At 58.5% G+C, this 16,521-nt stretch carries 7 protein-coding genes and 5 pseudogenes; 6 read left to right on the plus strand and 6 right to left on the minus strand.

The features are described 5' to 3' along the window. Nucleotides 1–755 precede the first annotated feature (755 nt). Together IVA96_RS04555 and IVA96_RS04560 are read left to right on the plus strand one after the other, a co-directional pair. A pseudogene (locus IVA96_RS04555) lies at nucleotides 756–2,318 on the plus strand (peptidase S10). Between the two features lie 1,798 nt (nucleotides 2,319–4,116). Next, a pseudogene (locus IVA96_RS04560) lies at nucleotides 4,117–5,923 on the plus strand (ABC transporter ATP-binding protein). A 441-nt stretch (nucleotides 5,924–6,364) separates the two neighbouring features. On the opposite strand, the pseudogene IVA96_RS04565 reads toward IVA96_RS04560, so the two are convergent. The 3 genes and pseudogenes from IVA96_RS04565 to IVA96_RS35560 form a co-directional block, all read right to left on the minus strand. Then, nucleotides 6,365–7,578, minus strand: a pseudogene (locus IVA96_RS04565) (IS5/IS1182 family transposase); the annotation flags it as partial. A gap of 43 nt (nucleotides 7,579–7,621) precedes the next feature. Continuing rightward, entirely contained in the window at nucleotides 7,622–7,984 is a 363-nt protein-coding gene (locus tag IVA96_RS04570; RefSeq protein ID WP_247415570.1) for a hypothetical protein, read from the minus strand. Between the two features lie 960 nt (nucleotides 7,985–8,944). Beyond that, entirely contained in the window at nucleotides 8,945–9,073 is a 129-nt protein-coding gene (locus IVA96_RS35560; RefSeq protein ID WP_256465463.1) for a hypothetical protein, read from the minus strand. A 536-nt stretch (nucleotides 9,074–9,609) separates the two neighbouring features. On the opposite strand from IVA96_RS35560, the gene IVA96_RS04575 reads away from it, so the two are divergent. The 4 genes and pseudogenes from IVA96_RS04575 to tnpB all read left to right on the plus strand — a co-directional run bounded on the left by IVA96_RS04575 (nucleotide 9,610) and on the right by tnpB (nucleotide 11,306). Next, nucleotides 9,610–9,795 (plus strand): hypothetical protein, encoded by a 186-nt coding sequence (locus IVA96_RS04575; RefSeq protein ID WP_247352905.1) that lies wholly within the window; start codon nucleotides 9,610–9,612, stop codon nucleotides 9,793–9,795. A 433-nt stretch (nucleotides 9,796–10,228) separates the two neighbouring features. Then, a pseudogene (locus IVA96_RS04580) lies at nucleotides 10,229–10,423 on the plus strand (IS110 family transposase); the annotation flags it as partial. A 120-nt stretch (nucleotides 10,424–10,543) separates the two neighbouring features. After that, the gene (locus tag IVA96_RS04585; RefSeq protein ID WP_247415572.1) at nucleotides 10,544–10,921 is read left to right on the plus strand and encodes a transposase; all 378 of its coding nucleotides are present in this window, start codon (nucleotides 10,544–10,546) and stop codon (nucleotides 10,919–10,921) included. A 50-nt stretch (nucleotides 10,922–10,971) separates the two neighbouring features. Further along, nucleotides 10,972–11,306 (plus strand): annotated as a pseudogene (gene tnpB / locus IVA96_RS04590) (IS66 family insertion sequence element accessory protein TnpB). A gap of 230 nt (nucleotides 11,307–11,536) precedes the next feature. Here tnpB and IVA96_RS04595 read toward each other — a convergent pair. The 3 genes from IVA96_RS04595 to IVA96_RS04605 all read right to left on the minus strand — a co-directional run bounded on the left by IVA96_RS04595 (nucleotide 11,537) and on the right by IVA96_RS04605 (nucleotide 16,470). Continuing rightward, complete coding sequence (locus tag IVA96_RS04595) at nucleotides 11,537–13,216, minus strand: MFS transporter (protein ID WP_247415573.1); 1,680 nt, start codon at nucleotides 13,214–13,216, stop codon at nucleotides 11,537–11,539. 821 nt (nucleotides 13,217–14,037) lie between these two features. After that, nucleotides 14,038–14,514, minus strand: coding sequence for an Lrp/AsnC family transcriptional regulator (locus IVA96_RS04600; protein ID WP_247415576.1), 477 nt, complete (start codon nucleotides 14,512–14,514; stop codon nucleotides 14,038–14,040). A gap of 708 nt (nucleotides 14,515–15,222) precedes the next feature. Then, a complete protein-coding gene (locus IVA96_RS04605) occupies nucleotides 15,223–16,470 on the minus strand; it encodes a D-amino acid dehydrogenase (protein ID WP_247415579.1) in 1,248 nt (415 codons plus the stop codon). Nucleotides 16,471–16,521 lie beyond the last annotated feature (51 nt).

A 16,521-nucleotide genomic window follows, 5' to 3' on the forward strand; every position in this document is an offset into this window, starting at 1 on the left:
ACATAAACCTGGACAAGGTCTGAAAACCCAATTGCCTGAATCCACCATTCTTTGCGAGCGCCTCCTTACCTATGCTGGCGCAAATTATGCTGGCGCGGAGCTTTTTTGATCCCTTATCCCGTTTCGTTCCAGTTGCGGATTGAAACGCCAATCCTCTGGGAGATTAGGAATTCGTGGCGTCAGCCGTACGCTAAAGCGCGACGGAATTCCGCGCCCAACTCACGTCGAAGATCATCCGGCAGGAGCGATCAGGGCAGGTTTCCCAATCTGCTTCCTGAGCGTGCATCAAGCTGGGGCAACACAATGCGCGCTCACGAGTGGTGTCGCGTTGGATCGCGCAATGGCGCCCTCGTATGCAGCGCATAGTTCAACATGCATCTCGGTCGTGAGCAATGTAGCTTGTTGAGCTTGTTCGCCTTGCCGCTTGCCGTGCTACATCGCTCCAGATTTGTCCCAGAAGCCACCGCCTAAGCGGCTATAGCCGAGTGCACGAAACGCATCTATGCGGCGAGATTCAGTTGTTCCGATGCAGGATGCAGCGCGCGTTAGACGCTCTTAAGGCATCCGTTTGCTCGTCGAAAAATGATTGGCTTTTTCAAGCACCGCCTCCTCACTGGCGCTGCTGCTGATCGCCATGGGGTGAATACTACCGGACTTGGTAGGTTTGGTGGTCCTCGATTGTCAGGTAAGTCGTTGGGCCTTCTTGGGAGACACGGTGGTCGGACAAAAGTGCGGCCGGGACGGGAGGAGACTCGATGCAATTCGATTGGACTGCGCTGCGCCGCGCCTCTCTTGCGCTGGCTCTGTTTGCCTGTGGCGTGATCGAGAGCGCTGGGGCCGACAATCCGCCGTCGCGCCCCGAGGCACAACGCTGGCCGACCAGAAGGGCAGTCCCAGCGCGCGCGGCGGCCAAACACCTGGCACGCCGTCAGCGGCCGAGCAGCACCGCCTTCCGCCGGACTCCACCACCAGGCAAACGCTCGAGCAGCCCGGGCGGACGCTCGCATTCACGGCGACCGCAGGTTCCATCCGCCTGTTCGACGACAAGGGGGAGCCGCAGGCTGACATCGCATACACCTCCTATCAGCTCGACGGTGGCGACCGCGCCACACGCCCCGTCACGTTCTTCTTCAACGGCGGGCCTGGTGCATCGTCGGCCTGGCTGCAGCTCGGCAATGCCGGTCTGTGGCGGCTGCCGATCAATGCCGACGAGGTCACACCATCGACCTCTGCGGAGGTGAAGCCCAATGCGGAAACCTGGCTCGATTTCACCGACCTCGTCTTTATCGATCCGGTCGGGACCCGCTATAGCCGCTTCGTCGCGAGCGGCGAGGATGTCCGCAAGCGGTTCTTTTCCGTAGACGGCGATGTCAGCGCGCTCGCTCTGGTGATCCGCCGCTGGCTCGAGAAGCACGACCGATTGTTGTCGCCAAAGTATGTCGCGGGCGAAAGCTATGGTGGTATTCGCGGGCCAAAGGTGGTGCGCCAGTTGCAGAAGCAGCAAGGTGTCGGCGTCAAGGGCCTGATCATGATTTCGCCGGTGTTCGACTTCCGCGACTTCGGCGGCACGAGTCTTCTTCAATACGTCGCAAAGCTGCCGAGCTATGTCGCAATCGCATCGAAGGGAAGGGGCCGGTGAAGCGGGCCGATCTCGTCGAGGTCGAAGCTTACGCAGCGGCGAGTTCTTGACCGACCTGGCCAAGGGCACCGCGGACAAGGAGGCGGCCACGCGGCTGGCCGACAAGGTCGCCACGCTAACGGGAATAGACCAGGCGGTGAGTCGCCGGCTCGCGGGCCGCTTCGATGTCGCCGAATTCCGCCGCGAGCTCGACCGCAAGAACGGCAAGGTGACCGGCCGCTTCGATGCTTCCGTGCGTGGCCTTGATCCCTATCCGGATTCTAACAGCTCTCGCTTCGGCGATCCCTCAGGGGAGGCGCTTCTGGCGCCACTGACCAGTACCGCCGTCGATCTCCTCACGCGCAAGCTGACTGGCGGCCGGACGGCTCCCATGAGCTAATCAACGGTGCGGTCGGGCAGGCCTGGGATTTCGGCCGCGGTCCCGCGCAGTCGGTGTCGGAGCTGCGCGAGATCCTCGCAACAGACGCGAAGATGACCATGCTGGTCGGGCACGGCCTGTTCGATCTCGCAACGCCCTATTTCGGCTCGCAGATTGTGCTCGACCAATTGCCCGCCTTTGCGTCGGCGCCGCGCGTCAAGCTCGCGGTCTATCCGGGCGGCCATGTTCTACTCGCGTGACGCGTCGCGCCAGGCTTTTCGGGCAGAGGTCAAAGCCATGATGAAGCCGGCCCCCGATTAAGTCAAAAAGATGCTCTCGTGCGTGGCGTATGTCAGCGTTTTCTTAGCTGCGAGACCACAGCTGCAATCCTGGCGTGAGCTTGCGATTGTTTTGGAGATTCCGACTATGACCCATCTTGTTCGAAGCCGGCGGCTTTTTTTGGCGGCGTCACCGGAGCGCAAATAGCCAGCTGGAAGTGCTCCATCGCGCGCGGCCACGTTCTTCATCGCGGATTAGTTCTCGGCCCACCTGAGCGCCTCCTCTTAGAAGCGCAGTGAGGACCCGATCGGAACGCACGAGCATCTGGTCTTTCTTGGCGCGAACCAGATCCAACGCGTGCGGCCTTCGATTTCACGAGCAAAGGAGGAATTGCCCACCTCCGTCGCAGTTGCGACGTCTGGGAAGTGCTGCGGACATCAAACAGATCATAGAGAGCGACGCTCTTGTTTTCCGCTATGGAGCTCAACCAGAACGGCATTTCTGGGCTGCTGTTGTAAGCCGAATTAGTGTGGAGTAGCCCCAGCATCAACGACCTGCTACGCTGGCTTCGCGACAAAGGGAGGGCATGATCATCCACACGCATTTGAGCTTGCGGGCGTTCAAGCTCAGCCGTGCTCGACAAGGTCGTAAGGCATTCTTTCTGGCGCAGATGACCGCAGATCCTGTTTGGTTCCTAACGGCAAGTATGACGACTGTCGCGCTCTAAGCACTAGCTGTCACCCGAGCGGCGTCCGGTTTTCCGATCCCAAACAACAGCTTAACACGTTTGCCGAGAAGCTGGCACGGCTGTTGCTACTCAAAGACAGCGAACATTCGAACCGTCAATTGCATCGTTATGTGCTGCAGCCGGCTGCGAAAAATGCAGTTCGGCTGCACCTCGTTGCATAGTGGTGCTGGAGCAAGAACGAGGCAATGGCCAGACCGAGTAGATCTGTTCCGCTGGAATTATTCGGGCGCGTGCACAGGGCGTCCCATCTGAAAGGAACGCGCGGCTTGTCTCGACGTGACACGAATTGTTTGCGTACGCGACATTGTGCACGCAAGAACACCGGCAAGACCAATCTCTTGCGCGACCTCACATCGAGCGCTCGCCAGAAATGGCGTCGAAAACGACGTAACAGGATCAGACTGTTTAAGGGCGTCGGTTGCGCGTGGCTCGGCGCTATAAGCCTAAAGCAGCCATGTCGCACATGTTTCATCGATGGACGTGTGTGCAAGTCGGTAATGTGCACCTAGTAAAGGTTAGGATGCGATCAGAAGTTCGTTCTTGGCTTGCCACAACGATTGCGCTCGTTGGAAGTGGTGCCGCCAAACCAGCGGATCTTGGGCCTGCAGTGAACATCCCGCCAGGACTATGGAGCTGGAGCGAAAGATCAAATTGCGTGCTCGTCGGCGGCCAGTACGGCCGTAAGTCCTACGGTCCGTCAATCGATCGTAACGTCAGCGATACCTCTGGGCTCTTGCAAGATGGCAAGATCTGCCACAAACGAGGCTGCTGCGGCGGCGATATCACCCGCCGACGACCATTGAGATGGATGTGCTCACGCACTTCCCATCTTGCAGGTTGCGCCCGATCCATGTGCAAACGGCGCCTCATTCCTCGAATCGGCGACGATCCGCCTCATCGTGTCTTATTCAACCATCGCGCGCCGACTCCCGCTGTCCTTGCAGGATTTTCGGCCGTGCCGTTAATCGCCGGCGTTGATAAAGCCCGTCGCCGAGCTGTTCCAAAGCATCCAACAACCGATTGTTTCAATGAGTCATCGTGCGCCAATCCAGATGGAGCCGGCTCGCGCTGTGAGTGCGGCCGGATCGCGTCATGAATGTTTACGATGACCAACGACCCGCCGCGATCCGCGAGGTCATGCCGTTTGTATTCCAGCACTGGCTGAAGCAGCCTGTCCGCCTCACGTTCGTTCTCGTCGGTTTCTTAGGCGCACCGATCGCCGACCTGTTCATGCCGCTTTATTCGGGCCATCTCGTTGACGCATTAACGTCGGGTCCGAACGATCTGGCCGCGCGGCATGCGGCGCTGGTTGCATTCGGCAGCATCGTCGCCCTGGGTCTCATCTCGCTGATCCTACGGTTTGTTGGCCTGAAGGCGATTGTGCCGTTCACGCTGAAGACGATCGCCGATGCAACATGCGAAGCCTTCATGCGGGTGCAGCGCTTCTCGACTGATTGGCACGCCAATTGCTTTGCCCGCTCGACCGTTCGCAAGATCACGCGTGGCATGTCTGCGCTCGACCTGCTCAATGCCACCATTCTGATGGCATTATGGCCATCGCTCGCGGTGCTCGTGGGCTCAATGATCCTGTTAAGTCTGCACTGGCCAGGGCTCGGCGGCGTGATCGCACTCGGCGCGGTCATCTATGTCGCGATTACGATAGTGATGACGATCGGCTATATCGCGCCATCGGCACAAGAAGCCAATGCCTGGGATACCAAGGTAGGCGGCACACTGGCGGACGCGCTCACCTGCAACGCCGTGGTGAAATCATTCGGCGCAGAGATGCGCGAGGATGCGCGTTTCAATGGTGTCATCAAGCAATGGCAGGCACGGGTGTCGCGCACGTGGCAGCGTGGGAACGGCTTTTATCGTGCAGCACGTGATGCTTTTGTGCTTTCGCTGTTTGGTAATCGGCGGCGCTATCCTGCTGTGGATAGCCGGGCGGGCCTCGGCGGGCGACGCCGCTATTATGTCATCCACGCCTATTTGCGTGAGGTCGGCATGCACATCAACAATCTGCAGCGTTCTGTGACCGACATGACGGAACTTGTTACTATCAATCGAGAGCAGATGGGCATCATCGATGCACCCGGTGCCAAACGATCGAAATTCGAGGTGGAAGGATTACATTCGAGGATGTGACTTTTCACTATGGGGGTAACCGCGCGCCTTTGTACGATGGCCTGTCGATCGACATCCGCGCCGGCGAACGCGTTGGACTTGTCGGCCGTTCCGGTTCGGGCAAGGCTACGTTTATCAAGTTGGTGCAACGGCTCTATGACCTCTCCGGCGGCAGGATCCTGATCGACGGCCAAGATATTGCCAAAGCGACACAGCAATCGCTGCGTAGCCAGATAGCGGTTGTGCAGCAGGAGCCGATCCTGTTTCACCGCACGCTGGCTGAGAACATCGCCTACGGCCGGCCCGAGGCCGACATGGCCGCGATCGAGCAGGCGGCGTGGCTCGCCTATGCGCATGACTTCATCCTGCGGCTGCCGAAAGGGTATGGCACGCTGGTCGGAGAGCGCGGTGTAAAGCTGTCGGGCGGTGAGCGGCAGCGGGTCGCGCTGGCGCGGGCGTTCCTAGCGGACGCGCCGGTGTTGATTCTGGACGAGGCCACTTCGAGCCTCGATTCGGATCGGAGGGGCTGATCCAGCAGGCGATGGAACGGTTGATGAACGGACGCACTTCGATCGTGATTGCGCACAGGCTATCGACGGTACGCAACTTCGAGCGCATTCTGGTGTTCGATCGTGGTGAGATCGTGGAGCAGGGCAACCACGGCTCCCTGACCCGGGCGGGCGGCATCTATCGATGGCTGTTCGAACGGCAGGCCACGCACGACCGGTTCGACGAGCCCGTTCAACAAGTCGTTAACGGAGTTGGCACGACCTGATCCGGCTCGAGATCATAAGGACGTCGGGAGCTAGGGGAGTAAGCTTTGTTCCGAACACACGTGTCCGAGACGTCAGCGGATCACTACGTTTTTCGTTTGTGAAGGGCTGCCAGCCATTCCGCCTCAGGTAGTGCTGCAGTCTTGCTCTTAAATGAACCAACGTCGTGCTCTTGCGTGTCGGGTAGCCAAGCAGGCAAGAACCACCAACCACCCGGGCGGTAACTCTTGCTGTTCCTTGTCGATCCGATGATTCGGACTGTAAACCAGCCGGGATCGACGTTGACCCGAGTTCAGGCAATTCGAGGCCTGCAAGCCAGAAGGACCACCGCATCAGATGGGTGAATCGAACTTCTACTTAATCGTTCATCAAGAAACGGATTCTAGCTTCGACGAATTATTGGCGGCCGCTATGAGTGCGGTCAGGATGAGGCACCAATGAACCCTCAGCCAAGAAGATGCGGCAGAAGTTGTGTCCGACGTCGAAGAGGATGACGTTGGCGGAATCTCCAGCGCGTCCCTTGAGATAGCAGTGTCCGATGTGACCTTCAGCCGGCATATCCCGATGATGGGCTCGATTGCGGAGCGGCGGCGCAGCTCGCGCCTAATGGATGGACGACGCCGCGCCTCTGGCCGGAGACGAAGACGCGACCGGAGTTTTTGCGGCGTGGCCGCGGTATCTTTGCCGACATAGGCCCGCTCGATAGGACAGCCCGTGAACGCCTAGGGGTGGTCAATGAAGGCCCGCAAGGTGTGAGCGCCGTAGGGATTATCGGGCAGCGACCTGCATACAGGACGAACAGGCCGCCGGGAGTCCGGCGGTTGTTGATGACGATATAGGACTTCACGGAGCTCGTAGGGCGGCGGCCTTGCCGATGCAATCCACCTCCGGGGCATGGAAGGAATAGAGCTTCCATTCGCGGTGGCGCTGCTGCTGCGGCGGTGACTGGCCCGTCCAAGGGGAAGTGCAGACCCCTTCTCCAAAGCCGGCTGACCTTCGATCTTGGGGCGGAGAGTGATCCGGCCGGGCCGGCTGCACAGGATGCGCAACTGCCGCTGATGCCGCTTGAACTGCTTGGCATAAGCGTAACGGCCCTCCATCATCGCCGCAAGATTGCCGAAGCCCGACGCCGTGCCGTCTCGCCAGGCACAGATCCCCGCATGCAGCAGCCTGGCGTCAGTCGGCAAGCTGATGGCCTTCGGCTGCACCGTGGTGTCGACGGTGACTCGCTTCAGGTCCTGAATGCGTAGCGCGCCGCCTCCTGCCCCACCCCCAGGCTGTCGGCCAGCAGCAGTTCCAGCTCGTCGCCGAGCCGCTTGCGCCAATGGGGCAGGGGCCAACGCTCGTTCGGGAACGTGCTGGAGACTTCATAGCGGTGAAGTTCGTAGATCCAGGGGCTGCAGTCCCTTCGTCGGAGAGGCTGCAAATGTGTTGAGCAGCAACAGCCCGATCACGAACCGGCTTCCGATCCCGGGTCTACGCTCCTCGCTGTAGAGCGGTGCGACCTCGCGATCGACCGAGTTCAGTCCATCTTGCCGCTAAGCTACACCAAATCGTGCTTCAGGTTGATGATCTGATCCAGTGTCGCGCGAAGCAGCTCGTCTTCCTCCCTCGCTTCCGTTCTCGCTCGCCTTTCGCTGCGATCGCGTAAATACAGCTGGCGCCTCGAAGACGCGCCCAGCAATCCGACCCGGGCACCTTTATGCTATTGATTGAGCAAATTCACATAGCCGGCAAACCAGAAAACCATCCTTTCCGTTCATGCGATCGACAATCTCGCAAAAAGTCGGCCCTTTGAACAGATCGTTAGACAAGGTTAGGATGGATTTCCCCCAGAACCTGAATAGCAAGGATGAGACCTCTGCGTCGATCAGTTGACGCATCAAATCGACATACTTGCGCCCGACTAGGCCACTGTTCATATAGGTGCCGTCCTCAAAAACATGTACTAAAAAGGCTCGGAAATCCAGCGCTTGCAGGCGTCGTAGATCCCGCCCGTTCATTCCTACGAGGCTCGTGGAAATCCGGATGCCATGGCCAGATGCGTGGGCATGCTCAACCATTTCGGTACAATCCGGATTGAGTCAGGGCTCCGAGTATCCCGACAAGCTGAGGTCGACAGCTGCTGGTACGCGCGCCAGGCATTTCTTGAAATCTTCAACAGAAGATACTTTGCCTGAGATACGGCTCTTTGTCGGGCGGCGAACTTGTCCTGTGGACAATAAGAACATCCGACCACGCAGCCCGTGGTCGTAGTTATTTCCAAGACCTTGCCGTCGGGAATCACAGAACAAGGCAGATCCTGTGAACTCATCGGGTGTGATTCATTCATTCTCAGAGTTCTCCCACACGTCGGGAACTTACAAAAGCCCGACCGAGGACCGCGAACCTTGCCTCGTATAAGGGCTTACTCATGGGCGCCCCGGCAATCACCAGCCAACGCAGGATGAGTGTGCAAGGCTGAACCCATCGATCGGGATGAGTGGTTTACTGCCGTAGCCGCACTCAACAAACTCGCCAAAAGCATCGCGGCAACCGGGCCCATATCAAGGCAGCGCGGGACCCGCTGATTTGATCCGTCTCGGCACCAGGCCTGCAACAAGGACGGTAAGCGTCGAATGAACTTGCATTGATCTGCAGTCAAGCTCGCTCAGGATAGGGCAAGCGGGAAGGCGGACAAACTCAACACGCTACGTTGCTCACGTCGAGATGCATGTTGAGAACTTTCCGCTGCATGCGAGGCCGCCGGTCGCGAGAGCGCGATCCAGACGGGCCACGCACTCGTGAACGTTCGCCGCCTCATGGGCCATGGCCGCCTCGATGGCGTCGAGACAGCGCGCGTGATGGGCCGCCTCTATTCGGCGGCACGGCTTTACGTCAACTTCTTCCAGCAAAGGGGCTAAAGTGATCAAGCGCTATCATCCCCCGTCGACGCCCTATGAGCGTGCATTGGCGCATCCAAGGTGACTGCGGCCGCGAAGAAACGGCTGCGCAATCAGTATCGCTCGCTCAATCCGGTCGGGCTATTGGCCGAGATTCGTGCAACTCAGGCCGAACTCGGCAATCGCGTCGATCGCCGTGCCGGACAGGACCGCAGCGACCTTCGCGAAGAGGCTCGGCAAGACGGCGACGGTCGGCGAGCCGCGTGCCACGCACCGGCGCACCCATCGGCCCTACAAGACGAGGGTTCGCATGCGTCCAAGCTTGATCGCCATATCGCTGTGATTGAGGGTTGGCTCGCCAAGCAGCCGCAGCTGACCTGCGCTCGCGATTGTCTGCCGGCTGAGCGAAAAATACGCCGAGGAGTTTGGGACGAGATAGCATTCGATCGTGCAGCGTCTGCTGAGGCGAGCTCAGACGGAAGGCTGCCGAACAGCTGGTTGCTCGGGGCCCACTCGACGACGCCACGACCGCAGCCCCATTGCCCGGGGTTGTGGACGGCTCGGGCTATGCAGGGCCGACCCGCCCACAGCCCCTCTTGTCGAACAAGCCGGGAAAGCCACTTGGCGCGGCCGATCAATCGGCATCGGATCGTCATCGGCAATGGCGCCATCAGGGTAACATCTGCAGATGAAGCAATACGGGGGGCAAATTTTGCAAACGATGACGCAATTGCGATCCGCGCTCGTGAGCCAGGGAGCTCCCGCTATCGTAGAGCTCTCCCAATCAACCGATTCGGAGCGCTACCATGAAGCAATACGTCGGGTTGGATGTCTCACAAAAGGAAACTTCAGTCTGCGTAATCGACGAAAGTGGGCGAATAACGTTCGAAGGCAAGGCCAAATCCGAACCTTGTGCATTGACCGAGCTACTTCGCAAACGTGCGCCAAATGCCGAGCGTATCGGTTTTGAGACTGGAGCGATGACGAGCTGACTTTGGCACGAGCTCCGACGCCTTGATCTTCCTGTCTTCTGTGTCAATGCCCGCCACGCACATGCCGTACTCTCGAGCCGCTTGAATAAAAGCGATCAAAATGACGCCCGAGGACTAGCCGAGCTGGTTAGGGCCGGCTGGTACCGAGAAGTGAAGGTCAAGAACGAAGAGAGCTAAAGGACCCGGGCCGTTCGGTGGCGCGCCTGGTCGGAATTCGAAGGGACATCGAAAACCAGGTCCGAAGCATCCTCAAAGAGTACGGCCTGCTGTTCTCAAGAGCTATAGGCCTTCAATTTCGGAAGCAGGTCAACGACTTGTCGGGTGATAATCACCACCTGCGTTCCTCTCTTGCTGGTCCATGATCAGGTCTGCGCGCAGCAAAGCAGATTTGACGAAAGAGATTCGCCGGCTCGCAAACGCGGATGAAACGACGCGGCGCCTGATGACGGTCCCGGGCGTGGGCGTCGTAACCGCCCTGGCGTTCAGGCACACGTTCGACGATCCTTCACGCCTTCGATGTGCGTCGGCCGTTGGGGCTTATCTGGGGCTTACGCCTCGACGCAACCAGTCCGGCAAGATCGATCAGAACGGCAGAATCTCACGCTGGAGCGATCGACTTCTGCGAACCTAGCTCTGCGAAGCCGCAACTGTCCGTATCGCTTCGCCGAGTGCCGCCTTGTTTGACGGACGCGAACGCTGCAGGTCCTAGGGGTAATCCTAGGAGAAGCTGACGATTTCGAGGGCGGAGGTGATCACATCGGTCGAGCGTCGGCGCCGGTGGTCGCAGGATGAGAAGGAACGGCTTGTTGCAGCATCGCTTGAGCCCGGAGCCAGTGTTTCCGAGGTGGCTCGCATGGCTGGCCTTCATGTAGGCCAGCTGTTCAGGTGGCGCAAAGAGCTTTGCAAGCACGGTGAAGTGAGTATAGCGCCGTTCGTGCCGGTCGAGATTGGGCCGTCTGTGCCGCAGCTGGAGGTGGCCGAAGCGCCATTGACGACGGCGGTGCGTCGACGGAAGAGCCAGGGCATCATCGAAATTGATCTTGGTAGCGGGCACCGCATCCGGGTCGATGGCGACGTTGATGGAGATGCGCTACGTCGCGTTCTCGATGCTTTGGTCCGCCGATGATCCCGGTTCCGACGGGCGCGCGAGTGTGGCTCGCGACAGGCTACACGGACATGCGCCGAGGCTTTCCGTCGTTGGCACTCCAAGTGCAGGAGGTGCTGCGCAAGGACCCGCTCAGCGGTCATCTGTTCGTCTTCCGCGGTCGCCGAAGCGATCTTGTGAAGGTGATCTGGCACGATGGCCAAGGAGCATGCCTGTCACCAAAAGACTCGAGAGAGGGCGGTTCATCTGGCCTTCGGTTGCGGGCGAAGCAGTGACGATCTCGCCGGCGCAGATGAGCTACCTGTTGTCCGGAATCGATTGGCGCGACCGCAAGAAACCCAGCGTATTTAGCAGATCGGGTTTGATATCCGTCCTCCGTTTCCTCCTATCCTGCAACATCTTGTGACGAAGCGGAAGTTCGTTTGCCACAAGCGCCACTTGCTCCATATGCTGGGCCGGCTAAGCGAGGCGCGGCTGAGTATACTCGGCGTGCCGATGAAGCGGGTTCGACGGAAGGAGGAGGTACTTGCAGCAGATGCCGTCATCGGAACCGCTCTCGGTCCAGTGCGGCAGCTCTGGACTGCTGTCGAAGAGCCTGCGCGATGCTCCATCCGTCACATCAGGTTTTGACAGTTACTACGTTCGATTCCTGTTATAATCACCGAGCAAGGACTCGTTGGCGGTACGGTCGGGTACATCGTCCTTCCACCGAACGGAGCCAAAGGGGCGCTCTAGCATGCGCCGGATACGCACGGGCTCTGGACCGACGTGAAAGGACGCCGCTTGACGATCTAGCGCGCGTTCTGAATGCGTCGCGCGGTTGCGTTGACGTAGATAATCAAGCCACGTCGGGCAATGGTAGCGCTCTGTCCACAGTTCAGGATCAGCGATATCGCGAGCAATCGACCAGCCATACGCACCATTCCGCTTTCGGAACAGCTGCACATCTTGCATCACGTTGTGAAAGGCCCGCGCATTCTCTTGTGCCACGCGGTATTCGATTTCGATCACAACCGGTCCACTGCGATGGGTTAGCGCAAGCCGAACATCAGGATGCGCGAGCGCTGCAGCATCCTCGCTTCGCAGGTTTATGCGAGGCATACGGAGCCAGAGCCCCAATAGTGGAGAAATTAACATCAGCACTGCTGATATCAAAAGCGCCGTCTCGACACCGGCAGCATCGGTCAAACGACCCCAGCCCCAGCTACCGACAGCAATGCCTCCTGAGCTTGCTGCTTGGTAGGCTGCGAGCGAGCGTCCCGCAACCCAGCGCGGCGCCGACAGCTGCACGCCAATGTTGAAGAGGGCCCAGGAGATCATCCATACGGCCCCCGTAAGGACAAGAGCGGCCGATGTTAAAATCAGCTCGTGGCTCAACGCCACTGCGAGGAGCGCCCCACCCATTGACAGTGCGCAGGCGCGAATTGCTGCTTCACCGCTCAGGCGCTTCCGTACTTGGGGTACATATAGCGCTCCAATTACCGCGCCAAGTCCGAACGCGCTGAGAGCTATCCCATAGATCTGTGCACCCCCTCCAAGGAGATCACGGGCGATCAGCGGCATTAGCGCGATGATGGCACCTCCGATCACGCCGGTGATCATGGAACGAATCAGCACAATTTTGATCGAGGGCGAGTTAGCGATGTAGCGGATCCCAGAAACGATGGCGCGGTTTAGTTTTTCGGGGGGAAGATATGACGGTTCGGAAATTCGCTTCCACAAGAACAGTGCAACAAGCAATGGCAGATATAGCAATGCATTTAGGGCAAACGAAGCTACTGCGCCGGCTGTCGCAACCACCATCCCGCCGATCGCCGGTCCCACGCTGCGTGCGATGTTGTAGCTAATACTGTTCAGCGCGACCGCAGCTGGAAGTGCTTCCGCCGGCACTTGCTCGCTAACTGAGGATTGCCAGGCAGGATCCATCAGAGCCACGCCGCTGCCGATTACGAAACACAGTATCAGCAACAAGTCTGGCGTGACCAGCCCGAGCCAGGTAAGCGTCGTCAGCGCGGTCGCACCAGCTAGCGACATGCCGAGCGCGACAAGCATCACGATCCGCCGATCATACATGTCCGCAATTGCGCCTGCAGGCATCGAAATCAGCATAACCGGTAGCAAAAACGCGGTCTGGACGAGTGCAACTTTGTCCGCCGACGTTGTCATCTGAGTCATCGCCCACGCTGCGCCGACGCTCCGGATCAGGGCGCCCAGGTTCGTAAGCAGACTTGCGAGCCAGATGCGCCGAAAGGTGAGGTGGCGGAATGGCGCGGTGATACCTTCAGTGCTAATCGTTCGAGGCTTGGAAGGAGTCATCTAGCTTGCTGCCTTACCCCGGATGGTTCGAAGAATGAGGGTGACGACGGGGTGGTGGCAAACCGGCGGGCCCGGTCACTCGATTTGTGCTGCTTAGATGTATGAGAAACCTGAAAAGAGTCAGCTTCACTCCAAGAGTTCAGCCTCGCCCTATGCCGATCCTGACGAGTGAACCTTGCTCTTGGCCTGCAACTGCGCGCTTCAACGACACGGCTCATTCCCTAATCACTCCCTGCAAAATGCACCCAGCGAAGGCCAGATGTCACTCAACTGAGCCAGAGGTGTTATCCTTTTGGTCATATATTGATCCCAAAAGTTGATTTCCCGCGGCAGACTCGGCCGAGCGAGCCGCGGCGTCATTGGCGCCGCAGCTGAAGCGCGGCCGATCTTCTTAGATCTGTTCTATTTTTCGCCAGCGTAAGGGTTAGCATCGATGTGAACGCATATAGACGGAGCCATACTTTGAAACTGCCTGGAAATTCCATCGCGCGTAGCCGCATAGAGCACATTATCGCCGGAAACTTGCGCCGTTTTACTTGCACCGAGCGACAAAAAAGGGCGCTATCGAGCTGTGCTGGCCAAGCCGCCGTCTCTCGTCGGTGAGCGTTTGCAAGTTCATCGACAGAGTCATTCAGCTCGCTCGCGCCACGAAGCGCCCCCCGATGACCAGTTGGTGTTGCTAGCCTGGAGGGGACGCCACTCAGTCGAAAGTTGCGCACCAATGCGCGAAGACCTGGGCTCGTTTCGTAGCCGGTACCGCGAGACCTTGCCCAACATGGTGATGAAGCAGGTAAGCCGGATCTGGTGGTGAGACACTCTCTTCAATCCTCGGACGGAGCCTCAATTGGAATAGCAAATCCGGCTTTTACCCGATCCATGACCACCATGGTCTTGAACCCCTTGATGTCGGGGTTTTCACGAAAAAATCGCCGCGTGAACAGCTCATAGTCGTCCATGGTGCGTGCGGTTATGTATAGGACAAAGTCAGCATCGCCTGTAACGTAAAACCCATTGACGACTTCAACGGATGATTTGATCGCCTTTTTGAATCTGTCGATTATGTCCGAGCGCTCCCGCTCCAATGTCACCAGCACAAGCATCTGAATAGGTCTTCCAACCGCCTTGGCCGAAACAATCGAAACGTCCGCCTCGATGATGCCGTCCGAGCGAAGCCTCTTTAGCCTGCGTTGACAGGCGGTAGCCGAAAGCCCGGCCAGTTCGCCGATCGTCTCGGATGTAAGACGGTTATTCTTTTGCACGACCTCCAGGATGCGAGCGTCGATTCGGTCGTATCGCATAACAGGCTCCACGCTAAAGATGATATTCTGCAAAGGTGCCGCGTCTTCCGCAGAAAAACATCTTCCGTCAGCGAAATCTCGCCGAAAAACATCTTTGCGACATCAGTATCGTCGATCTAACGGCAATTACAAGAATTATGCTGCATGGCTTTCAAAATGCGCTTCGAAACGCCCTTCGTCCCGTGACGCAGACGTCACGACGATGAGCGTCAGCTGGGCGAACAGCAGTTGGTGTCGCTCCGCAGCGCTTGGGAGTCGACAAGATGTTGAGCTTAGCGATGCATCTCAGTTTCTGAGACGAAGAGTCGTTGGATCGGGTTGGTTTTACGCTTGGGTGAGCGGCGCGGAACGGCTTTGGTGGGCCTGATCTGGGCCGCGCAAAGGTGGCTTCCTGCCCTTAATTGCGACGGTACTTCACGGTGTGTACGGCGTGCGACCTGCTAAGCAACGAACATCGCTCATGACCCTACTTGGTCGGCGTCAATTCGGGAACAGTAGCAACAACAGAGTCATACGAAAGGCTTTCGGAAGGAACGGTGCCAAGTGGTTCACACGGGTTTTACCTGAATAATGCATTGCGGGAAGCAAGTCGCCCGGCACTGAAGGTCGTATCACCGAGAGCGACTGCACAATCCGCTTGGCGCTTTCAAGCGACATGCTCCCGCCCCGATATCGGCGGGAGCATGGACCAGAACCCACTCAACAGGATCAGGGCACGGATGCGCTCAACCGAGTGTTGCTGCCGTCTGTCGTAATGACATCAGCGATCATTTCAGCTGTAACAGCGGATAATGTCCAGCCGAGATGACCATGGCCGGTGTTGTAGAACACATTCGCGCGTTTGCCTCGGCCAACCCTCGGCATCATGCTAGGTGTCATAGGACGCAAGCCCGCCCATGGCACCACCTGCGCGGTGCACACATCCGGAAACGATCGCTCTACCCAGCGTACCAGGGGCTTAATTCGGTCCCAGCGGATGTCGCGGTTTTCGCCATTAAACTCGGCGGTCCCCGCGACCCGAAACCGATCTTCTCCTAACCGGCTGGTCACGATTTTGGTAGCCTCGTCGAGCAGGCTGACACGAGGCGCAGCCTTTTGGCTCGTTTCGTCTCGCAGCTCTACCGTGATGGAGTACCCCTTGACGGGATAAATGTTTATGTTGTCCCCCAGCATTGAAGCAATGCGGCGGCTGCCGACTCCAGCGCAGACCACTGCGCGTTCGGCATTGATTTCTTCCTTCAGCGAACCTCGTTTCCAGTGTACGACCACACCGTCTCGGTCGGACCGCATGCCGCAGATCTCTGCATCAAAGACGAAGCGTACGCCCCCTCGCTCGCAAGCCGCAGCGAGGCCGCGCGTGAACTTGTGAATGTCGCCGGTTGCGTCAGACGGGGTAAAGAAGCCACCATAATACTGATCGCGCAGAGCTGGCTCTATTGTAAGCATTTCAGAGGGCGTCACGGGACGGCGATCCAATCCGCCCTTGAGCAGCAACTGATTCACGCGAGAGGCCGCATCGAAGTCGGGCTTGCTCGAATAAACGTGTAAAATGCCTCGCCGCTCCAAGTCGAAATCGATGCTCTCCCGATCGGCTAGCTCAAAAAGATGCCTGCGAGCGGCTATCGCCAGCTTCGTCGTTTCGATCGTGTTGTGGCGGTAGTTTCGAATCTGGCTTACGAACTCTGCCAGCCAAGTATATTTGTGAAAACTGGGGCTTGGGTTCAGCAACAATGGTGCGTCTTTGCGCAGCATCCACCTCAAGCCTTTTACGATCGTTGCGACGTTATTCCAGACCTCGGCATTGCTTGCCGATAATTGGCCGCCGTTCGCAAACGAAGTGTCCATCGCCGGATAGCGCTGGCGATCAAAGACTGTAACCGAATAGCCGCGGCGGGCCAGGGCATAGGCAGTTGTAACTCCGGTAATACCGGACCCGATTATGATGATCGTGCTCATCGTGTGCTCCAAGACAGGATTAAATGAACGGTGAAATGGCTTTCGCCACGT

Source organism: Bradyrhizobium sp. 159, assembly GCF_023073795.1.
Classification (GTDB): domain Bacteria; phylum Pseudomonadota; class Alphaproteobacteria; order Rhizobiales; family Xanthobacteraceae; genus Bradyrhizobium.